Consider the following 22,942-nt stretch of genomic DNA (forward strand, 5'->3'; position numbering starts at 1 on the left):
TGGCTCTGGCTCTGGCTCTGGCTCTGGCTCTGGCTCTGGCTCTGGCTCTGGCTCTGGCTCTGGCTCTGGCTCTGTAGGCTGTTGTTCAATACCATCTAAGTCAACATCTAGTGGCGATACTTCTGAATCTATTTCACTCTCTGTTGAAGGCTCTAATGGCTCTTCTGCCTCACTTTCAGCCTCAACGCTAATATCAGTATTCTGTTCGTTATTATTATCAATAGCATCAATCGCATCAATCGCATCAATCGCATCATCGATTGACAAAGGATCAGATAAGTCTAATAACGGATCAGATTCCGGAGCTGCGCTAAGCATGTCATCGATAAAGTCTTCACTATCAAAATCATCAGACTCTGCTGCTTCACTCTCCCCACCCTGAGTAAGTTCAGCTTCAGCCGACGCGACTTCCTCTAATGAATCTTCCGATGGTGATGCAGTTATATCAAGGTCTGATTCCGGCATAGCTCCAAGATCTAGAGCTGACTCAACATCGGCCATCGTCTCGGTTTCTGAATCAATACCCGATTCAGTTGAAAGTTCTGTTTCATCGATGGATTGCTGTTCGATCTCCAGAAGTTCATCGAATAGTTCCGTACCATCGGACTCAAATTCTTCACCTGAGTCCATCAGTTCATCTAACGTGTCTGTCGAATCTAAATTAGGTTCTGATTCTGTAGAATCAAGAAGATCGTCCAATAAGTCAGTACTGTCTTCATCGACAGATACTTTATCGGCTTCGCTATCACCATTAAGCACTTCATCAAGAGTTTGAGTCGACTCATCAGAAATATCCTCATCGATACTGATATCCGATTCTGACTCTGAAAGTAGTTCATCCAGCAGTTCAGTACTGCCATCTTCAAGCTCTTCTAATGATTCAGCGTCAGGCGAATCTAGCTGAAGATCATTTGAATCAAGAAGTTCATCTAATAAATCAGTGCTATCAGAGGCAATATCTGATGTTGTCTCTTCCTCTAAAAGCTCATCGAGTAATGCAGTTTCATCAACAGATTGCTCCTCAAGGGAATCTAAGTCTGCTTGAGACTCGATCTGAGCAAACAGGTCATCAATTTCACTGTCACTCGCTAGTGGCGCATCACTTAGGTCAAAATCATCTTTCGAATCAACCGAGGCAAAAATATCATCAATTTCCGTATCTGAAGGCTCGCTCGACTCTTCAGTATCTAAGTTGAAATCGTCAGCAGATTCTGCCAATAACGCATCGACATCGAAATCATCGTCTTCCTCAGAATCTGCCGCTTCACTTAACAAATCATCAAGCAATGATTGATCTAATTCGTTATCTAGTAGGTCTTCTGCTGTGTCATCACCGGCTAAAAGTGCTTCAATATCATCTTGTGACATCTCATTGTCATCAGATAAGTCGAACTCAACATCATCGCCTTGGTCATCCATGGAGACATCATCAAGAGCTCTCTCCATCTCTTCTAGCCCAAGCGCTTTGTCTTCGCCATTGACGCTGATACCATTTGAACTCATATCAATGTCTTCGAGTTCTGCATCTAAGTCGCCATTGTCACCTACACCGGCAAATGGATCTTCGCCATCTTCACCTTCTAGATTAAAGTCGAGATCATCATCATCTAATCCGGCAAAGACATCATCTTCATCTTTCGCTGAATCATCACCATCCATATCATCAGAGAAGGCTAGATCGACATCGTCGTTATCTCCAAACAGATCATCATCAAGCAACAGATCATCATCAATGCTTTCATCTAGGTTCTGTGGCGGAATAACTGGCGCTTGAGGTGTCGGAGCTTCTTGAGTTGAAGATAACTCGTCTTCTTGATTTTTCTTAGAGCGACGACCTATCAATAAAATAATGATCAAACCAACCAATAAGCCTGGAACAATCGCCAATGCAGCAACCATCATGTTGTTAGACAAGATCTGGTCTAGCATCGAAGGTTGCTCTTTTTGCTGATCAGCAACTCTATCACGCTCTTCTTGAAGCAACTTCTCTACTTCTGAACGAATTCGGTTTTCATCACCTAACTCATCTTTCAGCCCGTCAACTTCCGATTGAACTTGAGATAGCATTAAACGAAGTTTGTGATTTTTCTCTTCTAGAGCCATTAACTCACTTTCAGATAACTCTAGTTCACTCTCTAGCAGCGTTACCTGTGGGATTTTTATAACGGGCTTTTGCTCTACTGGCTTAACGGTTGGTTTATCAGTAGCAACTTTATTTTCAGTCACAACTTTGTTTTCCGTTACAACGTTTTCAGCTGTCGAGCTATCAACAGGCTTTGCAGGTTTGCTTGTTGTTACGCTAACAGGCTTAGTCGGTGCTTTACCGGTAAGTTTGGCTTTGTGCGCTGCCATCACGTTGACCGCTTCTTGAGTTGAAACGTTTTGGACCTGAGAAAGTGATGGAATACGTAAATTACTGCCCGGTATCAAACTATGAATATTTTGATTTTCGAATGCACGCGGGTTTAATTTATAGATGGCAAGTAATGTCTGCTGAACGGTTAGATTTGACGAAGGTTTTACTTGAGACGCAATTCGCCACAACGTATCAGCTTTCGTTGTTGGCCCATAAAATTTAGCGGGCTCACTGCTGTTTGAACGTGTAATTTGCTCAGAAAATTGCGGTGATGTTTGAACCTCACCATTTGGCCCTTTCAGGCGAATGCTTTCTGCACTAACGATTGAAGTCTGAGTCACGGCAACTATTGCAAGTGGCAATAATAGACGTTTTAAAATTTGACGCATATGAAGGCTCAGTTTTGTGCTTATGAGAAAAAAGTTATGATCTGTTAAATATATCGGATAAACCGAGCAAAACTATAGGGTAAGAGGCAAAAAATGTGTGGCGGATGGAATATTAGCAGTAATCTCACAGATTTTTGTTCAAATTAATCGCAATGAACAAAAAAGCCTCACACAAAGGAGAGGCTTTCGTTACTACAATAAGCATCAGCTAACAGCGCTTAGAAGTAGTCTCTGATTAAGAGTTCGGCAATTTGTACGGCGTTAGTCGCTGCGCCTTTACGAACATTGTCTGCGACAACCCACATATTTAGGCCACTATGATGGCTAATATCATTGCGGATACGGCCAACCATTACATGATCCTTACCGTTTGCATCGACAACCTGAGTTGGGAATTCTTGGCCTTGAAATACTTCAATTCCGTCGGTGTTTTCAAGTAATTGAATTGCCTGTTCAGCACCAATAGGTGAACGAGTTTCGATGTGTAACGACTCTGCATGACCATAAAATACAGGTACACGAACACACGTCGGATTCACCGTAATTGAAGAGTCATTAAAGATCTTCTGTGTTTCCCACACCATCTTCATCTCTTCGCGAGTGTACCCATTTTCGGTAAACTCATCAATTTGAGGAATACAGTTAAACGCGATCTGCTTAGAAAAAGCTTCCGTATCTGCCGGTTGTCCGTTTAACAACTTCGCTGTTTGACCAGCAAGCTCATCAATTCCCGCTTTACCAGCGCCTGATACAGATTGGTAAGTTGAAACGTTAACACGCTCGATACCCACTTCATCATGAATAGGCTTTAATGCCACCATCATTTGAATCGTTGAGCAATTTGGGTTTGCGATGATGTTACGGTTACGAAACTCAGCAATCGCCTCAGGGTTTACTTCAGGTACAACTAAAGGAATGTCGTACTCGTAACGAAATTTAGACGTGTTATCAATGACAACGACACCTTCATCTGCCGCTATCGGTGCCCATTTTTCAGAGAGATCGCCACCAGCAGAGAAAAGAGCAATATGTACTTGAGACCAATCGAAATCTTCGACATTCTGTACTTTTACTGTTTTACCGTTAAAACGATACGCTTTACCTTCACTGCGTTCGCTAGCTAGCAAGTGCAGCTCACCAACAGGGAACTCACGCTCTTTTAGAACTTCAATGATCGTTTCACCGACTGCACCAGTCGCACCTAGTATCGCAACGTTAAATTGTTGGCTCATTACTTACCTCAACTTTAAAACCTAAATCAGCAAGTGGCTGCAAATTGCATTCTTGACCACCAACTAACGTGACCGCACTGTACTCACGGCGATCCCAATATTGCTTTCGCATTAAATCAAACGAACCCGGCTGCGATATTTTGCGTCGAAAGATTGCGTCATCCTTACGTACATCATAAATCAACTGAGTAATATTATTCAGTGTTGCTTCATTCCACGCAGACTCTAACTTTAGTTTAGGAATAGGCGCGGTTGGTAATAATTCATCGGCACTCGCTGTTAAATTGTTCCCAAGGAACTGACAATAGGAATTAAATATCATTGTCGTACCACGAGCTTTGCCTTCTAAACCATACCCTGCAACATGTGGGGTGGCGAATGCTAACAGAGGAAGCAACTCCATATCAACTTTCGGTTCAAATTCGAATACATCTAACGCGGCAATAAAACCGTCTTGCACCAACAAGCGTTGCTTTAACGCTTCATTATCAACAATCGGACCACGGGCTGCGTTAATTAAGATTTGATCAGAACGTAACCTTTTCAATACTTCGTCGTCGATTAAGTGATGGGTGGCGAACTCCCCATCTCGGGTGATTGGCGTGTGAAGAGAGATAATGTCTGATTGCTCAAGTAATTCAGCCAAAGGCGTAAAGTTGCGCGTATCACCTTGCTGCTGTTTTGGGGGATCGTTGATTAAAACATTAATGCCTATACCCTCTAAGCAACTCGCTAGATAACTGCCAACCTGCCCTGCTCCAATGATGCCGACCGTTTTATCAAAAATTGAAAAGCCGTGTTGCTGACCTAGTACCATCATTGCACTGAACACATATTCCGCAACACCAACTTTATTACAACCCGGCGCCGCCGTAAAAAAGATCCCTTTTGACTTAAGTAAAGGTTGGTCTACATGGTCCATTCCAGCCGTAGCTGTACCAACAAATTTCAGTTTATTCGCCTTAGCAATAAGGGCTTCATTAACTTTAGTTACTGAGCGGATCATTAGCGCGTCAACATCTATTAAATCATCAGCCGTGAGTGTTCTACCGGGCTTAAGTATCACGTCGCCTAACTGACTAAACAGATCCTGCGCGTAAGGCATATTTTCATCGATAAGAATTTTCATTGTGGTGACCGCTATGAACTAGAAACAAGAGAAAGGGTTAACGTGATTGTGCAAAAAAACGATTCTGCTGTCGAGCAGAAAGAAAAATGCCCGACTCACAAAGGAGTCGGGCAAACATTCCAGAACAAAAGGAATCTGTCCCGCTCTCCTTGGGACAAAATTTGCGTCTGTTCAATTAACCTATTAAATAGGTCAATCAGCTCTGGAAACTGGTGAGCTCATATGAGCATCATTCAGTTATTAGCTCTGATGGTTCTTAACCTTATTAAAAGATTAAGCTTGGTATTTTTTAATAACCAATGTTGCGTTTGTGCCACCAAAACCAAAGCTGTTAGACATAACAGTCGTTAGCTCTTGCTCGCGTGTTTCAGTTACGATGTCAAGGCCTTCAGCTGCGTCGTCTAGGTTTGAAACGTTAATGCTAGGAGCAATAAATCCGTTTTCTAGCATTAGCGTTGAGTAAATTGCCTCATGAACGCCAGCAGCACCAAGTGCGTGACCTGTCATTGCTTTTGTTGCAGAAATTGCAGGGCTATTACCGCCAAAGACTTCTTGAATTGCGCCAAGCTCTTTCACATCACCAACTGGAGTAGATGTGCCGTGAGTATTCACGTAATCAACGCCGTCAACATCTTGCATTGCCATCTTCATACAGCGAACTGCGCCTTCACCTGATGGTGCTACCATGTCGTAGCCATCTGATGTTGCACCGTAACCTACGATTTCACCGTAAATCTTAGCACCACGAGCCAAAGCGTGCTCTAGTTCTTCAACAACTAGCATGCCGCCGCCACCAGAGATAACGAAACCATCACGGTCAGCATCATAAGTGCGTGAAGCGAGTTCTGGAGTCTCATTGTACTTCGAAGATAGAGCGCCCATTGCGTCAAACATCATCGTTAATGACCAATCTAGCTCTTCACCACCACCAGCAAAAACAACATCTTGCTTGCCAAGTTGGATAAGCTCCATCGCGTGACCGATACAGTGTGCTGATGTTGCACAAGCAGAGCTCATAGAGTAGTTAACACCGCGGATTTTAAATGGTGTGGCTAGACAAGCTGAAACAGTCGAAGCCATTGTACGTGGAACCATGTATGGTCCAACACGCTTAACGCCTTTTTTACGAATGATATCGACAGCGTTAACTTGGTTAAGTGACGATGCACCGCCTGAGCCAGCAACAATACCTGTGCGCTCGTTAGAAACCTGATCTTCTGTTAAACCAGAGTCAGCAACTGCTTGTTCCATAGAAAGGTATGCAAACGCTGCCGCATCACCCATAAATCGCATTTTTTTGCGGTCTATATGGTCAGCAGGTGTCATTTTTAGGTTACCCCAAACTTGAGAACGTAAGCCATTTTCTTTGAACTGTTCTGAAGCTGTGATACCAGATTTACCTGCTTTTAGAGACGCTAAAACTTCTTCGACGTTGTTACCGATACTTGAAACAATACCCATACCGGTGATTACGACTCGTTTCATGTGACATTCCTATAATTCAAAATTCTGCTAGATAATAACTAAGAAGGCGAACAAAAGTGGTCAGCTTTCCCATAAATTCGTACAATCCTATTATATATATGGCTCAACATCGCGAATTTCAATCTTTATGACTTCAATAACTAACGCACAGATCGCATGGAATGAAACTGGCACACCCGTTTCAGACCAATTTGACGACGTTTATTTCTCGAACGCAAATGGTCTAGAAGAGTCTCGATATGTGTTCCTTGACCAAAACCACCTTGAACAACGTTGGTCTCGCTCACAAGAGCGCCGCTTCGTAATCGCTGAAACCGGCTTTGGTACCGGGTTGAACTTCCTTGCTGCTTGGGAACGTTTTGATACATTTAAAGCCAATAATCCTACAGCTACATTACAAGAGCTACATTTCATCAGCTTTGAAAAATTCCCAATTAGCCTAGAAGACTTAAAAAAGGCACATCACGCTTGGCCTGAGCTTGCAGAATACGCGGAAAAACTTCAGCTGCACTACCCTATCGCACTGCCAGAGTGCCACCGAATTATTTTAGATGATGGTGCGATTACTCTAGACCTATGGTTTGGCGATATTAAAGATTGCATGCCACTCGTTCCTACTCCGGCTAAGGGAATAGTAGACGCTTGGTTTCTTGATGGATTTGCTCCAAGTAAAAATCCAGAAATGTGGAATCAAAATTTATTTAACGGCATGGCCCAACTGGCAAAGCAAGAATGTACCTGCGCTACGTTTACCGCCGCAGGGTTTGTCCGAAGAGGCTTAATAGAAGCTGGCTTTGAGATGAAAAAGGTCAAAGGATTTGCGACTAAGCGCGAGATGATTGCAGGTTCACTCACGAGTAAAAATATTCACACCAACATCAAGCCTTGGTTCGCTTTGTCAGATGCTGTGGCTACGAATGATATAGCCATCATTGGCGGCGGCATAGCAAGTACAGCTCTTGCTAAAACGTTAACTCGTCGTGGGAAATCAATCACCCTCTATTGCGAACACCACAAAGCGGCTGGCAATGCCTCTGGTAATAACCAAGGCGCAATATACCCATTACTGAGTGAAGAAAAGTCTAACGTATCTCGCGTCTTCGGACCTGGATTACTTTTTGCCAGGCAGTTTATTAATCAAGCTTCATTAACTATTCCATTCGATTACGATTGGTGTGGTGTTGATATATTGATGTGGGATGACAGTTCACGTAAAAAATTAGAGCGCATGCTTGAAGGAAACTTCAACACGGATCTAATTCAACGTTTAAATGTAGAGCAAACCAACTTAACCGTTGGTTTAGACACCGATATGGAAAGTGTCTACTTCCCTCTTGGTGGATGGGTTAGCCCACTTCAATTGACGCAAGGCTTATTAAAAGAGCTAGAGCAACTGGAAAAATTGAAGGTTAACTATGAACACCATGTTGAGTCCATCGAATGGCAAGAAGACAAACAACATTGGCAATTAACGATTGGCACACCGACAGGAACAATCACGACTACTCACTCACAAGTCGTTATCGCTAACGGGCACAAATTCAGCGAGTTAGAACCGACTAAAACGATCCCTCTGACCCCGGTCAAAGGGCAAGTGAGTCATATTCCCACGACACCAAATTTAGAAAAGCTCAAAACCGTACTTTGTTTTGACGGCTACCTCACGCCGCAAAACCCCAATAATGGTCATCATTGTATAGGAGCAAATTACGATAAGAGTAATATTAACCAAGAGTTTGATTCTGAAGTTCAAGCACATAATGGTGAACGATTAGCAGCTTGCTTACCGAATCAAGAGTGGGCAAAAGAGACCGATACTAGTGACAACTTTTCACGCCAGGGTATTCGCAGTGTAAGCCGCGATCATCTGCCATTTGTTGGTAATGTCGGCAATTTGGAAGCGATAAAACAACAATATCAAAATCTACATAACTTTAACCCGAAACGCGAATCGCTTGATACTATCGAACCGGTAATCAGCTACCCGAATCTATATTGTTTTATCGGGTTAGGATCTCGAGGATTAAGCTCTGCGCCTCTTCTTGCTGAAGTGCTTGCATCGCAGATCTGTGGTGATCCATTGCCACTACCAGCCGATGTATTGGAGGCAATACATCCTAGCAGAATGTGGGTACGTCGATTACGAAAAGGAAAGGCTTTGACTGCGGGTTGGACCGCCGATAAGAATAAGCGTTCTGAATAGCGCTTCTAGACCTAGTTAGTAACAGATCCATAGAAAAAAGCCCGAGTCACATTCAGTCATTCGGGCTTTTTGTTACTTATTCAGGTTTCACAACCAATTCAAGCTTGGTTGCTGATGAGCACTTAACTAAGAGCAGCGACTGCATCTTTAAGTTGAGTAATGATCTCTTCATTGGTAATAGAAGCCGTGTCGAAATCAAAATTATCATAGAAGCTTGGAACAGAGACCGACGCTTTCACATTACCGCCGAAGTAAGGAGCCGACCCTACAGCTGCACCTAGTACAGTTTGTGCACCGCCTGGGCCTGGAGAAGTCGCAAGGTAAACCGCTGGTTTTTCACCAAATACTGAACGATCGATACGCGTTGCCCAATCAAAAAGGTTTTTATAAGCAGCAGGGAAGTGACCATTGTGCTCAGCAAATGAAATAACAAATGCGTCAGCTTCAGACAAATCGCGAAGAAATGCTTGTGCACCTTCCGCTTGACCAATCTCTTTTTCAGTATCTTCACTGAACATTGGTACGTTGTAGTTTGAGATGTCTAATACTTGAACGTCAGCACCTTCAATCAAGTTTGCAGTGTAAGTTGCTAGTGCTTTGTTAATAGATGTTGAGCTGGTGCTAGCACCAAATGCGATAACTTTCATGATGTACCCTTATCTTCGTTCTCTTTAAGTAGGTTCAGAATAGCGGACCCACAGTTTGGAACAAGCAGAAAAAACTCATCAACTCATTCGAAAATCTTGAATGGGTGACAATTCACACTTGGATGAAACTTAAGCAAGGTTGTGCAACTCAACCCATAAATCATTAACGATCACAGTATCAGCAGGCGTTAACTCAGAGCGAGCATCAGCTAGGCTCTTCTCTATACGCTTTTTCACCTCAACAAGATCTTCTATGCCTTCCTCTTCGCAAGAAGCTACCGATAGAGAAATATGTCCTCTTAAATAACCACCAGCAAACAACTCATCATCAGACGCCGTTTCAATTCGTGCATCAATAAGTTCAAGTAGCTTTTCTTCAAATTCTATAATCATTGTTTTCTCTTATTTCACAATAAACTGGCTAGGACATAATGGTGCAACTTGGTAATAAGAACGCAGTGCTTCAGACAAAGCTTTCACACGTTCAGGGATACCTTGTTCAAAGATATCCATTACCTCTTGATGTACCTTTTGCATAAACGCCAAACGGTCAGGTTCAAAATTGCCGTGTAGATTGTCACAGCTAACATTAAAAGGAAAGCCTGCACTTATTGCTATGATCCATTCGTAAGCTTGAGGGCGGATCTCCACTTTTTCGAACTCTGCTTGCACCTGTGCTGTGCGACCATCAGGCTCATACCAATAACCAAAGTCTTCCAATAAGCGACGCTTAGGGCCCGCGACACACCAGTGTGCAATTTCATGCAACGCCGACGCATAAAAGCCGCGAGCAAAGATAATTCGGTGGTGTGATGTCGCTTCATCCGCAGGTACATAGATGGGCTCGTCACCACCGAGTTCAAGCTTTGTATTAAAGCGCTCAAAGAAGGTTGAGTTGAAAATAGAGATAAGATCTTGATAGTTGTGGGTCATTTTACTGGCGCAAAGTTTGAATAGTTTAAGCTGGCAGCATTTTCACCCGTTTCGACAATGAGGTAAACCTTTTTATCCTTTCAAGCATTAGAATATATAATCCAAACAACCTTCTTTTAGTACAAATACTCATTCGTCATTTGTCACTATTCCCTCTAAACTCGCGCTTCTTAATTTTTAACTCTGAGATGTGCTTTTATGCTATTAAGTGTCTTGTATATTATTGGTATTACAGCGGAAGCAATGACCGGTGCGCTTAGCGCTGGGCGTCGACAAATGGATTGGTTTGGTGTGATGTTAGTAGCAAGTGCTACTGCGATAGGTGGTGGTACGGTAAGAGATATTTTACTAGGCCATTACCCACTGGGTTGGGTCAAAAATCCTGAGTTTTTAATGATTACCTGTATTGCGGGTATTATTACAACGGTAGTAGCGAAATGGATCATAAAATTCAAAGGCATCTTCATTCGTTTAGATGCGCTTGGGCTAGTCGTTTTTAGTATCATCGGAACAAACGTCGCATTAGATATGGGTCTTCACCCACTCATTTGTATGGTCTCTGCACTAGTGACCGGAGTTTTTGGTGGATTACTGCGTGATCTTATTTGCCGTCAAACTCCATTAGTTTTGCACCAAGAGCTATATGCTTCAGTCGCACTTGTTGCTTCAGCTATGTATCTAACACTGCTGGAATTTGGTATTTCAGATGTTTTCGCAACTATTGTTACGCTAGTCGTGGGCTATACAATGCGCATGGCAGCAGTGAGATTCAAATGGCGACTGCCTTCATTTCATCTTGAGACAGAAGGCTCCATTCACTAAATTCACTATCCACTTATAAAGCCAAAGGTTGATATTGTTGCAACCTTTGGCTCGTCATAGGTTTTGCTATCCAATAGCCTTGAAAATAGTTCACTCCATTCTTACCGCACATTTCAAACTGCTCTCGGGTCTCTACCCCTTCAGCAATAGTTTTAGCTCCAATACTCTGTGCAACGGCAACCGCCTCTCTTACAAAACTTACGTCACCGATATAGCTGCGATCGATTTTCAAATAAGGAGCTCGAATCTTCAACGCTCGTTTACGTGTGGAATAACAAGCGCCGTAATCATCTAGCGCAGTCAGTATTCCGTACTGCTCTAAATGCGCTTTTCCTTGTAAAATTCCAGCTAGGTCGGACTCTTCAAACTCAGTAATTTCGTAGATGATTTGAGCACTGACCAATCCAAGCTTTTTCAGCCTTCGCATAAGGTGCTCTATCGATTGGCGATCATTAGCAAGCAGTGTAAAAACAGAAGGAGACACATTAATGAAAAGTTTACTATGTCGATATTCTGTATGTGCAAGATTGATTGAATGGAGTTTTCCGCATAACAAGGTCGCGACGACGTTCGACTCATCACCAGGAAGCATTGATGAAAAATAGTGACCGGGGTTAACGCTACTTCCTCGATCATCCTTAATCCTTACTAGACCTTCAAAGGCCAATACCTGCCCCATATTATCGACAATAGGCTGGAATACACTATGAAAAGTCATACCCTGATAAAAGCCATACACTCCCCCTTCCTCTTCATAGCGAACAAGGCTTTGAATGTAGTCCGTTTGAACCGAATAGATCGACGCCAACTCCATAGTGTGTCTCCTTTATGTCTATTCAATGTATCAAACTATTGCCTGATAAAAAGTAAGCCTATGTAAGCGCGGTCATTACTTACGCTTACTAATATTATTTTGTCATTTATTAAAGACCATGGTGAAATTTCACCAAATATCAACTAGATCCAAAACCATGAGCCAAACACAACCACGCTATGCTTTTGTTTGCCCTAATTTAGAAACCCTGTCTATTGAGCAGCAAGGAGAATCGTTTCACCTTGAAAGCGATTGCTATGAGCAATTATCGCAATATGCAGCCCACGCTATTGATTCTGCTATGAAGCAGAATATCCGCGTTTTGCTGTTAGATAGAGAAAGTGGTAAACAACTCGACTTTTACAATTTCTTAATGGCATAAAAAAGCCCCGACATCGTTGTCGGGGCTTCCAATTTACAATCTATGTTAGATCTTCGGCGTTTCAGTCACTACACCATGGTTCTGTCCACGATGACGAAGTAAATGATCAAGAAGAACAATCGCTAACATCGCTTCCGCAATAGGTACTGCGCGAATGCCAACACATGGATCGTGACGGCCTTTAGTGATTAACTGTGTTGGCTTGCCATCTTTAGTAATCGTATCGCCCGGTACTGTAATGCTTGAGGTAGGCTTAAGAGCAATACTTGCAACGATATCTTGCCCTGTAGAGATGCCACCTAAAATACCACCAGCATGGTTGCTTGAGAAACCTTCAGGCGTTAGCGGGTCGCGATGCTCGCTTCCTTTTTGATTTACAACATCAAAGCCATCACCGATCTCAACACCTTTTACTGCATTGATGCTCATGAGAGCGTGAGCAATATCCGCGTCTAAGCGATCAAAAATGGGTTCGCCTAATCCAACGGGGATATTGGTTGCAACAACTTGAAGCTTAGCGCCAATTGAGTTGCCTTCTTTAAGAAGATCGCGGATCAGCTGATCAAACTCAGGCACTTTGTCTGCGTCTGGGCAGAAAAATGCATTGTTTTCAATTTCATTCCAATCAACTTTATCAATTGAAATATCACCCATTTGAGAAAGATACGCTTGGATTTCTACGCCAAATTCTTGCTTAAGATATTTCTTAGCAATCGCGCCAGCGGCAACACGCATTGCTGTTTCGCGTGCAGAGGATCGGCCTCCACCACGGTAATCACGTACACCGTATTTTTGGTGGTAGGTATAATCAGCATGGCCTGGGCGGAATTTATCTTTGATTTCTGAGTAATCTTTAGAACGTTGGTCAGTATTTTCGATCAACAGACCTATCGAAGTGCCCGTTGTTTGGCCTTCAAATACACCTGATAAAATTTTAACTTCATCCGCTTCGCGGCGTGCTGTGGTATAGCGAGAAGTACCCGGACGACGACGGTCTAAATCCTTTTGTAGATCTTCCTCAGTAAGCTCTAATCCTGGGGGGCATCCATCTACGATACATCCTAGTGCTATACCGTGACTTTCTCCGAATGTCGTCACTCGGAAGTGTTGTCCGATACTGTTTCCTGCCATTGCTTCCTCAACCTTTTAGACCCTGTATATTGGGCTTTACACTTTAATTCTTAGTTATTTCATAGTGTCTTTATTACGGTTTGATGTAAACCCCTAAAGTCGAGCTAATTTGCTCTTTGCTAACTATAAAGAAGTTTAGCGCGCATAAAAAAACGCCAAGCATGAAAACTTGGCGTTTTTAAAATATGAAGGCTGATGACTTAATCGATGTAAAGGGCGAACTCTTCTGCACAATCAACAAGCTGCTCACGAGTTAGCATGAATACACCGTGTCCACCGTTAGAGAACTCAATCCATGTAAATGGAATGTTCGGATACTGTTCCATCATGTGAACCATAGAGTTACCCACTTCACAAACTAAAATGCCTTGCTCTGTCAGATAGTTTGGTGCGTTTGCTAAAATTCGACGAACAAGCTTAAGGCCATCTGTACCCGCAGCTAAGCCTAGTTCTGGCTCGTGAGTAAACTCGTCTGGCAAGCTATTCATATCTTCTTCATCCACATATGGAGGATTAGATACAATCAGATTGTATTTCTCTTGTGGCAGATCACGGAATAAGTCTGAACGCATAGGGAATACCTGCTGCTCCATACCGTGATCTTGTACATTTTGTTCAGCAACCTGCAGAGCGTCAACAGAGATATCAATCGCATCAACTTCAGCATCAGGGAAGGCATGTGCACATGCAATCGCAATACATGCGCTGCCTGTACATAAATCCATAACACGCACTGGCTCTTCGGCTAACCAAGGCTGAAATTGAGCTTCAATAAGCTCAGCGATTGGTGAACGAGGGACTAATACACGTTCATCTACAAAGAACTCAAGGCCACAGAACCAAGCTTTATTGGTTAGGTATGCAGTTGGAGTACGCTCATTAATACGCTTAACAACACGTTCAACAATACGTAAACGTTCGCTACTGGTTAAACGTGAATTCAACACGTGAGGCGGAAGATCAATAGGCAAATACAATGTTGGAAGGATCAGCTGTACCGCTTCATCCCACGCATTATCAGTACCGTGACCGTAAAATAAGTTAGCGGCATTAAAACGACTGACTGTCCAACGAATCATATCTTGAAGGGTATGGAGTTCCGATACCGCTTCTTCTACAAAAATCTTATCCAAAATTGCCTCCGAAAAGCGCTACAATACTGCTAATACTGTTTAAAAAGTTAAGCTATCAAGCTGCGTGCATGACAATGAGCAAAACATGAGCAAAAAAGACACCGATATTGATGACGATTTCGCCTTATTTACCGATGCAGTAAAGGGCGTAAAAAAGTTGCAACAGGATACCATAGTCCAGCCACCAAAAAGAAACGCAATACAAAAAGAAGTCAAACGTACTGCTCGCGAAGCCAGTGATACAGAATTCTACTTCTCAGATGAGTTTGTGCCGCTTTTAAATCAGGAAGGGCCGACGCGCTACGCTCGTGATGATGTCTCAACTTATGAAGTTAAACGTCTACGCCGTGGCGTCTATGTACCCGATGTGTTTTTAGACATGCATGGTATGACTCAAAACGAAGCGAAGCGAGAGTTAGGCGCGATGATAGCTTACTGCATTAAAAATGATGTGCATTGCGCCTGTGTTCAGCACGGTATCGGGAAGCATATCCTCAAGCAGAAATCCCCACTTTGGCTTGCACAACACCCCGATGTGATGGCTTTTCACCAAGCACCTTTAGAATTTGGCGGCGCTGGTGCATTGCTTATTCTTTTATCAATCCCTGAGAAATAAACTCTCTAGCTATACTAGGCTCGGTTTAATGACGTAAATCGGTTGGGATAGTCATGGTATCCTCATCGAGCTTCGGACGCTGACCACCACGCTTACGGAATTGTTTGAGTTGGAATACGTAGGCGAGAACCTGTGCAACAGCAGTAAATAATCCATCAGGGATCTCTTGCTCAAGCTCAGTAGTATGGTAAAGCGCACGCGCTAATGGTGGCGCAGGGATAACGTAGATATCATGCTCTCGCGCTACTTCTCGAATCTTCAGGGCCATATGATCGACACCTTTTGCGATGACAACAGGTGCTTTATCAACGTTCTGTTTGTAACGCAGTGCAACAGAGAAGTGATCGGGGTTGGTGATGATGACATCGGCCTCCGGAACATCGGCCATCATTCGGCGTTGAGCCATTTCTCGTTGCAGCATCCTAATACGGCCCTTAACTTCAGGCTTACCTTCGGTATCTTTGTGCTCGTCTTTGACTTCTTGCTTGGTCATTTTCAGCTTGTCTGCGTGCTGCCAAATCTGAAAAGGAATATCAATAGCGACCACAACGAGTAACGAGCAACTAATCAGTAGAATAAAATCGAGTAGGATCTCTAAGGCATGGAAGATGTTTTGTGGATAGACATCCATACTGAGCTGAAACAGATCATTCTTTGACGCATTAATCAGATAGAAAGCAACGCCCGATACCAATGACACTTTGAGTATTGATTTAAGCAGCTCTACTAAACTTTGTAGACCAACCATTCGCTTAAGACCACTAAGCGGGTTCATTTTCGATGCTTTGGGCATGGCGGCTTTCATTGAAAAGTTAACACCGCCCACACCAGCAGCGCCTATCAACGCTGCCACAAACAACATAGACAAAATCAGAATCAGCGGGCCGAGTAGACTGCCTAACGCACCCAATGCGATCTCGCCAAGCTTACTCATGTCGAACACCTCTTCCCGGCTCAACGTAAATAAGCGACTCATCGACGAAAACAGTTCTCTGGCTAGAGATTCACCAAACCACATCAATGCAATCGCCCCAACGATTAGTACCGAAACTGATGCGAGTTCTTTTGACCTTGCAACCTGCCCTTTTTCTCGGGCCTGCTGCAAGCGTCTGGGCGTCGCGTCTTCTGTACGTTCTTGACCTGAATCTTCAGCCATCTCTGCTTCCTAACATAGAGCCTCTTAACCTCTCATCACGCTAACAATCGAGTCGAATTAATCGACAGATCTGTTGCTCACCTTGGATCCAAAATAACTCGTAATGGCTAAATAGACCGCCGACGATGTACCAGCAAATCAATAAGCCAACTAACAAAGCAAAAGCAAAACCTAATGAGAATATATTTAATTGTGGCGCAGCACGCGTCATTACGCCAAACGATAGGTTAATAGTAAGCAGCGCAATGATACCCGAGAGCGCCATACTCAGTGCCACTTTGAACATGATGCTCAACCACAAAGCTATTTCTCGAAAATCAACCGTCGTCAGTGATCCTGAGCCTATTGGTAAACTATGGAAACTCAGTACTACCAATTGGATCATCTTTAGATGGCCATCCGTTGATAGGAAAAACATCGTCGCCAAAAACATGAATAGCTGACCAAGTAGGGGCGTACTTTGTCCATTGGCTGGGTCAACCATTGACGCAAAACCCAAGCTCGATTGCATACCGAGTATTTGGCCAAGAATAATGAACGTTTGAATCATAAACTGGGTGATTGTGCCCATGGCAACGCCGATGATCACCTGCTCTAATACAATTAAGAAACCTTCAAAAGAGAGCAGTTCAAATTGTTGAGGAACCGCTGGAATAGCGGGGGATACAGCCAGTGTGACAGCGAGCCCGAGATAAAGACGCACCCTAGAAGGGACAAAACGAGCACCAGTAACCGACATCACCATCAACATGGCAGCAATTCTGGTGTATGGCCAAAAGAAATTGGCAATAAATTCTAAAACGGTACTGGTAGGATATTCCATAAGCAGCCCTTAATAGAGGATCTGCGGTAAACGTTCAATAATGCCAAAGAAATAATCCATCAGCAGTTGCATCATCCAATGCCCAAACAGCATCAGCGATAAAAGCGTCACAATTAAACGAGGAAGAAAACTCAATGTTTGTTCATTAATAGAGGTAGCAGCTTGGAATATTGCTACAACTAGACCTATAAGAAGGCTAGGTATAATGATGGCACACACCATCATTAGCACCATCCAAAGGGCTTCTCTAAATATCTCGACAAACAGCTCAGGAGTCATCGTTATCTCCCGTCACAAGGCAAAGCTTCCGGCCAATGTGGAGAGAATTAGGTTCCACCCATCAACCAGAACAAAAAGCATAAGTTTAAATGGCAAAGATACAATCATAGGAGAGAGCATCATCATACCCATCGCCATCAAGATTGAAGCCACCACAAGGTCAATAATCAAAAATGGCAAAAACAGCATAAAGCCTATTTGGAATGCGGTTTTTAACTCTGACGTGATAAATGCAGGAATAAGTACCGCCATTGAAACATCTTCAGGGTTATCGACCACAGCTCCCGATATATTAACGAAGGTTTCTAGATCCTTAACGCGAGTCTGTTTCAGCATGAATGCTTTTAAAGGCTCTTGTGCCGTATCGAATGCATCTCTCGCTGTCATCTGTTCATTGAGATACGGCTGGACGGCATTTTCGTTTACTTCGTTAATCACAGGGGACATGATAAAAAATGTTAAGAAGATGGCGATACCGATAATGACTTGATTAGACGGTGTTTGTTGCAAGCCCATCGCTTGACGAAGAATCGACATAACGACAACAATTCGAGTAAACGATGTCATCAAAATAACCATGGCAGGCAAGAAGCCCAGCATGGTCATTAATGCCAATATCTGGATATTGATTGAGTAATCTTCCCCACCATTGGGGTTGGCCGTCATTGTAAAAGCGGGGATCCCTCCACCACCACTGACACTACCTGACGCTGCGGTTCGAGATGCCCCTTGATCGCTTTCCATCGCCGTAACAGTAACGCTCGATGCGCCCGCTGCCGTTGATGGAATCGGTGTGCCCAGTTCTTCTTGGGCAAAAGAAAACGAAGCGAATAGCAGCAACGATCCCGCAAAGATAAGTGTGATTAGACGATTAAGATTAGCCATTTTTCTTTAGCAACTGATTCATTTGATTAGCAAACGACCCTGTCGCTAACTCCTCCTGAGTAATCGGGGTATCAAGCTTAGAGATCAATTGAATCGATTGGCTAGTCACACCAACTAAAAACTGATCTTCTCCGGCTTGAACAATCATAATTCGCTCTTTCGTTCCAACAGAAAGTTGGCGAACAATGCTTAATCCTTTTTGATTCATCATCGTTGGCACACGCATTCTTTTTAATGCCCAAGCCAATAAAACAATCAGTGCAACAACGAATAAAAGCGACCCTACTGTGGTCGCTAAATCCAATTGATTGCCTGTTGCTGCCATTGAGCTAAATGGCAATAGTCCAAGCCCTAAAACTGCATATTTCATCAAGTATCTTCGTTTCTTCGTTCTCTTTAAGTACAAGCTATCTCAGCTTCTTAATTCGCTCAGTTTGGCTAATAACATCCGTTAATCGGATACCAAATTTGTCGTTGACTACAACCACTTCGCCATGAGCAATCAAAGTACCGTTAACCAATACATCTAACGATTCACCCGCAACACGTTCAAGCTCTACAACCGAACCTTGGTTTAGCTGTAGTAAGTTACGAATACTAATTTGTGAACGCCCTACTTCCATCGAAATAGTGACTGGAATATCTAGTATTGTATCGAGTTTACGACGCTCATCTTCAGAGATTGGCGAAGAGGAGTCTTTTAACTCATCAAGCGGTGCAGCAAGAATATCGTCAACATCAACATCAGGAGCGGTTGGATCTTCCCCTAATGCGGCTGCCCATTCGTCTGCTAGTTTCTGGTCGTCACTTGGTTCACTCATTCTTCATTACCTACTCTTAATACTCATCATCATCGTCGCCATGATCATCCTCAAACTCAGACATTATGTCTTTTCCAAGGAAAGCGAGATCCGTTTTAACAACATCTGGGCGTTTAATTTCTTCTGAAACTTGAACTGCTAGATTCTCACCAGAGCGACCCATTTTCACTCGGTATGTCGGCAATTCTTCTACAAACATCGTCGCATGTTCCGGCATGGTAATAGGAATGACATCGCCCGCTTGCAACTCCATTAAGTCGCGTAGTGCGATATCTTGCTCTAATAAATTCACACGGAAGTTAACTGGTACATCCATGATCTCTTCGCGTAGAGCTGAACTCCAACGAATATCGGTTTCCATCTTATCCGATTGGACACCTGCATCGAGTAATTCACGAATCGGTTCAACCATCGAATATGGCATAACTACGTGGAAATCACCGCCACCACCATCAACTTCAATATGGAAAGAACTCACAACAATAACTTCGGTCGGGCTAACTATGTTTGCCATACTCGGGTTAACTTCTGAATCCAAATATTCAAACTCAACCCCCATTACTGGTGACCATGCTTCTTTATAATCTTCAAAAACAATCTTAAGAAGAAGTTGGACAATTCGTCTTTCAGTCGGGGTAAATTCACGCCCTTCGATACGAGCATGGAATCGACCGTCACCACCAAAGAAGTTCTCAACTAAGATGAAAACTAATCGCGCTTCCATAGTGATCAACGCGGTACCCTTTAGCGGTCTAAAGCGCACCATATTGAGACTGGTTGGCACGTACAGTGTATTTTGGTATTCACCAAACTTCATCATCTGTACGCCATTAATGGAGACTTCAGCCGTCTTTCTTAACATGTTAAAGAGGCTAATTCTCAAGTGTCTTGCAAAGCGCTCGTTAATAAGCTCGAGCGTTGGCATTCGACCACGAACAATTCGGTCTTGAGATGAGAAATCAAAGTTAACTGCCGAAGCGTTATCAACTTCAACTTCATCTTCGACTTCATCAACATCATCCACACCATGGAGGAGAGCATCAATTTCGTCTTGGCTTAATAGATCAGTCACGTCACACCTACTGAATTACAAAATCGGTAAACAATACACGCTCAATCACTGGGTGACCGACAGCTCGTGTTAGATTTGCTTTAATATCTTCACTCGCTTTATCTCTAAGCTCAACTCGACCATTAGCACTTCGTAATTGATCAACGGTTGCCGATGCGAAGGTGCCAAGCAGAGAGCTTTCAATTAACGGTGAATGGTAACGAGCTAAATTTTCGTTATCACTTCCTCTAACCATTAACTGAACTTTAATCTGTACTAACCTATCTCGTGAGTCTCCAGTGACATTAAATAGGAAAGGCTGTGGAATATTCACATAAGCTACTGGATCTGCCGGAGCACCGGCTTGTGCCTGCATTGCCGCCTCTTTAGCGGCAGAATCATCGGATCCCATCAAGAAAAATGCCGCACCGCCACCGCCTACAAGCAATACCACAACCGCGATGATTATAATGAGGAGTTTACTTTTTCCTTTGGGCGCTTCTTGTTCTAGTTCTTCATCAGCCATAACAATCTCTATTTTTCTTTTTGTATCGTTTTGTTTTGTATAGTTTAAGCGTAATAACTGATTCCATCACGCTTTGTTGTGACATTCAAATCAACTTTTGTGCTTGAATCAAGGTTTTCTTCACCATTTAGTGCGTTGTTGCCTGAACCTTGACCAGATTGTTCATTATCTTGGCCTGCATATCGCCCTTGCTGTTGACCTGCGCTTTGCTGTTGCACCGACGTATCACCCAATTGAACCCCTTGCTGGGCTAACATTTCACGTAATCTAGGCATTGATTGTTCGATAACTTCACGTGCTTGTGGGTTCGTGACATTAAAATGAACCGACGTATTATCCCCATTCATATTCATTCTAATTTGCATTCGACCTAATTCAGGTGGATCTAGACGAATATCGATATTCTTCAGATTTTTTGACATCATCATTTGAACTCGCTCTGCGACCTGATCGCTGGCCATTTCACGAGACAACTGCATCGGTAGCTGAGCCTGAGCGGTTGCTTCTGCACGCGCTGGAGATATACCTTGCTGCTGACCTGTTGCTAACGCGATTTGCTGAGCCAATGCCGCGTCTTTTGGATCACTAGGCTGCCCGCTATTAATACCATTCGCCGCTTTCAGTCCTAACGCTGCTTTTAACGCAGCCTGATTATTCGCTTGGCCATGAACACCCGTTGGCATCGCACCGTTCGCGGCAACCATCTGCTGTAATTGAGCCTGAGTTAAGTCAGCAGGCATAGCCGAGGCCATATTTTCAACCGCCAACTTATCCATTGCTTGAGCCGACATAGCTTGAGCCTGCATAGCCTGCGGCGATTGATTCAAAGCCTGTTGGACAGAAGCTGCAACTGCGGCCTGATTTTGAGGAGGCATCGATTGTGTACGATTAGCCTGAAGAGCTGCTTGCTCTAGATTCGCTTGTTCTACCGCTGATGGATTGTTCCACATTATAGCGCCAGCACCCACACTTGCTGCTGCGAGAGCTTCTTGATCCGATTTACGATTACTATTCTGCCCTACTGGCTGCGCTGCTTGCACTTGAGCTTGTTGTTGCGTAAGAGGCTGTTGATTCTGAGCTTGTGATAACTGACTCACCTGCTGGGAGGATTTAGACTCTTGAACAACGCCATCGATGGGTTGAGCTTCAGAAGATACTTTAGCAACTGGCGCGGTATTGTCTGATTGTTGTAATTGATTAGCACCTTGCTGCGCAGTGACCGCTGCAGCACCTTTTTTACCTACAGAAACGGGATCACCTTTAGCACCGTGGGGTTGAGCTTCTGTGACTGAGGCGTTTTTAGCTGTAGCTAATTGCTCTTTTTCAATGAACGGCTTAACTGATTCAGGAATATCCGCAGCTGATTTTTGTTTTGTGTCCGGATCTGCACTTATTTGTTTAGGATCTTTAGAGTCGACGGCTTTAACCGCTGTTTCTGGTTGTGTATCTTTTGCAGTAACAACACCCGCAGTACTTGCGGCTACCTTAGCGGCCTTCTGCTTATCTTCATCTTGTTGAGGCAAGGCTTTGCCGTCTTTAGCTTGTAATGCGTTGTTCGACTCGTTCAGTCTTCCCAGCAATTCATCACTTTCACTGACTGTTTTAGTTGCTTGCTTCGAACTTTGAACATCAGCATCTTTACTTTCTTTTTCACCACTCGCGCCCTTAACCTTAGTTACAGTCTCATCATCACTGCTTTTCTTACTGGTCACTTTGGAGCTTGATTCATCAGAGTCACTGGTTTGCTTGAGGAGTTCATCGGCGCTTTCATCACCGGAGTCACTTTTTCCTTTCGATACCTTTGTATCTGAGCTCTCTGAAGGCTTACCGTCTTTAGCAACGGCCTCTACAGTGCTTCCCTCTGCAGGCTCATCACCATCAATTAGATCGCCCACCATTTTCGAGAATGCTGCAAAAAAACCGCCGGACTCAGTCGAAGCGACATCTGACGTAGCAGAGGTCGCGTCAGTGCCTGTGGACACTGCGGATTTGGTTTTTGGGCTATCAGAAACTGGCGTTAGATTTATATTCATAGGTAACACTCTTAGCAAGAAAACGGTTTAAGCTGGCTGACTTTCACTTATCGCAAACGGCAAGAAGGCACGATAAAATGGGGTCTGCCCTTAGAT

The 22,942-nt window shown here is 43.5% G+C and carries 23 protein-coding genes; 4 read left to right on the top strand and 19 right to left on the bottom strand.

The window, feature by feature from the left end:
- The 4 genes from L4D20_RS06460 to fabB form a co-directional block, all read right to left on the bottom strand.
- Positions 1–2,745: FimV/HubP family polar landmark protein (locus tag L4D20_RS06460; protein ID WP_428800774.1), on the bottom strand; the 2,745-nt coding region annotated here is incomplete at its 3' end.
- A gap of 218 nt (positions 2,746–2,963) precedes the next feature.
- The gene (locus L4D20_RS06465) at positions 2,964–3,977 is read right to left on the bottom strand and encodes an aspartate-semialdehyde dehydrogenase (protein ID WP_428800775.1); all 1,014 of its coding nucleotides are present in this window, start codon (positions 3,975–3,977) and stop codon (positions 2,964–2,966) included.
- On the bottom strand, positions 3,961–5,106 hold the full coding sequence (locus tag L4D20_RS06470) for a 4-phosphoerythronate dehydrogenase (protein ID WP_428800776.1): 1,146 nt from the start codon (positions 5,104–5,106) through the stop codon (positions 3,961–3,963). Before L4D20_RS06470 ends, L4D20_RS06465 begins: the two co-directional genes overlap by 17 nt.
- A 273-nt stretch (positions 5,107–5,379) precedes the next feature.
- Positions 5,380–6,591, bottom strand: coding sequence for a beta-ketoacyl-ACP synthase I (gene fabB, locus L4D20_RS06475; RefSeq protein WP_428800777.1), 1,212 nt, complete (start codon positions 6,589–6,591; stop codon positions 5,380–5,382).
- A 127-nt stretch (positions 6,592–6,718) separates the two neighbouring features.
- Between fabB and mnmC the strand changes: the two genes are divergently transcribed.
- The gene (mnmC, locus tag L4D20_RS06480; protein ID WP_428800778.1) at positions 6,719–8,794 is read left to right on the top strand and encodes a bifunctional tRNA (5-methylaminomethyl-2-thiouridine)(34)-methyltransferase MnmC2/FAD-dependent 5-carboxymethylaminomethyl-2-thiouridine(34) oxidoreductase MnmC1; all 2,076 of its coding nucleotides are present in this window, start codon (positions 6,719–6,721) and stop codon (positions 8,792–8,794) included.
- Positions 8,795–8,916: 122 nt separating this feature from the next.
- Here mnmC and L4D20_RS06485 read toward each other — a convergent pair whose 3' ends face one another.
- The 3 genes from L4D20_RS06485 to L4D20_RS06495 all read right to left on the bottom strand — a co-directional run bounded on the left by L4D20_RS06485 (position 8,917) and on the right by L4D20_RS06495 (position 10,374).
- Entirely contained in the window at positions 8,917–9,441 is a 525-nt protein-coding gene (locus L4D20_RS06485) for an NADPH-dependent FMN reductase (protein WP_428800779.1), read from the bottom strand.
- Between the two features lie 129 nt (positions 9,442–9,570).
- A complete protein-coding gene (locus tag L4D20_RS06490) occupies positions 9,571–9,834 on the bottom strand; it encodes a YfcL family protein (protein WP_428800780.1) in 264 nt (87 codons plus the stop codon).
- A gap of 9 nt (positions 9,835–9,843) precedes the next feature.
- Complete coding sequence (locus tag L4D20_RS06495) at positions 9,844–10,374, bottom strand: elongation factor P hydroxylase (protein WP_428800781.1); 531 nt, start codon at positions 10,372–10,374, stop codon at positions 9,844–9,846.
- 198 nt (positions 10,375–10,572) lie between these two features.
- Here L4D20_RS06495 and L4D20_RS06500 point away from each other — a divergent pair, with 198 nt between their 5' ends.
- Positions 10,573–11,196, top strand: a complete 624-nt coding sequence (locus tag L4D20_RS06500; RefSeq protein WP_428800782.1) for a trimeric intracellular cation channel family protein — start codon at positions 10,573–10,575, stop codon at positions 11,194–11,196.
- Between the two features lie 13 nt (positions 11,197–11,209).
- Here L4D20_RS06500 and L4D20_RS06505 read toward each other — a convergent pair whose 3' ends face one another.
- Positions 11,210–12,010 (bottom strand): EAL domain-containing protein, encoded by an 801-nt coding sequence (locus tag L4D20_RS06505; RefSeq protein ID WP_428800783.1) that lies wholly within the window; start codon positions 12,008–12,010, stop codon positions 11,210–11,212.
- Positions 12,011–12,167: 157 nt separating this feature from the next.
- On the opposite strand from L4D20_RS06505, the gene L4D20_RS06510 reads away from it, so the two are divergent.
- A complete protein-coding gene (locus L4D20_RS06510) occupies positions 12,168–12,392 on the top strand; it encodes a hypothetical protein (protein WP_428800784.1) in 225 nt (74 codons plus the stop codon).
- 45 nt (positions 12,393–12,437) lie between these two features.
- Here the strand turns inward: L4D20_RS06510 and aroC are convergent, their stop codons facing one another.
- A complete protein-coding gene (gene aroC / locus L4D20_RS06515) occupies positions 12,438–13,523 on the bottom strand; it encodes a chorismate synthase (protein ID WP_428800785.1) in 1,086 nt (361 codons plus the stop codon).
- 200 nt (positions 13,524–13,723) lie between these two features.
- Positions 13,724–14,656, bottom strand: coding sequence for a 50S ribosomal protein L3 N(5)-glutamine methyltransferase (prmB, locus tag L4D20_RS06520; protein ID WP_428800786.1), 933 nt, complete (start codon positions 14,654–14,656; stop codon positions 13,724–13,726).
- Between the two features lie 85 nt (positions 14,657–14,741).
- On the opposite strand from prmB, the gene smrB reads away from it, so the two are divergent.
- A complete protein-coding gene (gene smrB / locus L4D20_RS06525; protein ID WP_428800787.1) occupies positions 14,742–15,272 on the top strand; it encodes an endonuclease SmrB in 531 nt (176 codons plus the stop codon).
- Between the two features lie 25 nt (positions 15,273–15,297).
- Here smrB and flhB read toward each other — a convergent pair whose 3' ends face one another.
- From flhB to L4D20_RS06570, 9 genes are read right to left on the bottom strand one after another with little or no spacing between them, the layout of a single operon-like run.
- Entirely contained in the window at positions 15,298–16,428 is a 1,131-nt protein-coding gene (gene flhB / locus L4D20_RS06530) for a flagellar biosynthesis protein FlhB (RefSeq protein ID WP_428800788.1), read from the bottom strand.
- A 40-nt stretch (positions 16,429–16,468) separates the two neighbouring features.
- Entirely contained in the window at positions 16,469–17,251 is a 783-nt protein-coding gene (gene fliR, locus L4D20_RS06535; protein ID WP_428800789.1) for a flagellar biosynthetic protein FliR, read from the bottom strand.
- Between the two features lie 9 nt (positions 17,252–17,260).
- Entirely contained in the window at positions 17,261–17,530 is a 270-nt protein-coding gene (gene fliQ / locus L4D20_RS06540) for a flagellar biosynthesis protein FliQ (RefSeq protein ID WP_428800790.1), read from the bottom strand.
- A 12-nt stretch (positions 17,531–17,542) separates the two neighbouring features.
- Positions 17,543–18,415 (bottom strand): flagellar type III secretion system pore protein FliP, encoded by an 873-nt coding sequence (gene fliP, locus L4D20_RS06545; protein ID WP_428800791.1) that lies wholly within the window; start codon positions 18,413–18,415, stop codon positions 17,543–17,545.
- The gene (gene fliO / locus L4D20_RS06550) at positions 18,408–18,785 is read right to left on the bottom strand and encodes a flagellar biosynthetic protein FliO (RefSeq protein WP_428800792.1); all 378 of its coding nucleotides are present in this window, start codon (positions 18,783–18,785) and stop codon (positions 18,408–18,410) included. Before fliO ends, fliP begins: the two co-directional genes overlap by 8 nt.
- A gap of 37 nt (positions 18,786–18,822) precedes the next feature.
- Positions 18,823–19,236, bottom strand: a complete 414-nt coding sequence (gene fliN / locus L4D20_RS06555) for a flagellar motor switch protein FliN (protein WP_428800793.1) — start codon at positions 19,234–19,236, stop codon at positions 18,823–18,825.
- Positions 19,237–19,252: 16 nt separating this feature from the next.
- Positions 19,253–20,308, bottom strand: a complete 1,056-nt coding sequence (fliM, locus tag L4D20_RS06560; protein WP_428800794.1) for a flagellar motor switch protein FliM — start codon at positions 20,306–20,308, stop codon at positions 19,253–19,255.
- A 7-nt stretch (positions 20,309–20,315) separates the two neighbouring features.
- Positions 20,316–20,813 carry a flagellar basal body-associated protein FliL gene (gene fliL, locus L4D20_RS06565; protein WP_428800795.1) on the bottom strand — a complete coding sequence of 166 codons (498 nt, stop codon included), beginning with the start codon at positions 20,811–20,813 and terminating at the stop codon, positions 20,316–20,318.
- 44 nt (positions 20,814–20,857) lie between these two features.
- Complete coding sequence (locus tag L4D20_RS06570; protein ID WP_428800796.1) at positions 20,858–22,846, bottom strand: flagellar hook-length control protein FliK; 1,989 nt, start codon at positions 22,844–22,846, stop codon at positions 20,858–20,860.
- Positions 22,847–22,942: the final 96 nt, after the last annotated feature.

Source organism: Vibrio kyushuensis, assembly GCF_050337325.1.
Classification (GTDB): Bacteria; Pseudomonadota; Gammaproteobacteria; order Enterobacterales; family Vibrionaceae; genus Vibrio; species Vibrio kyushuensis.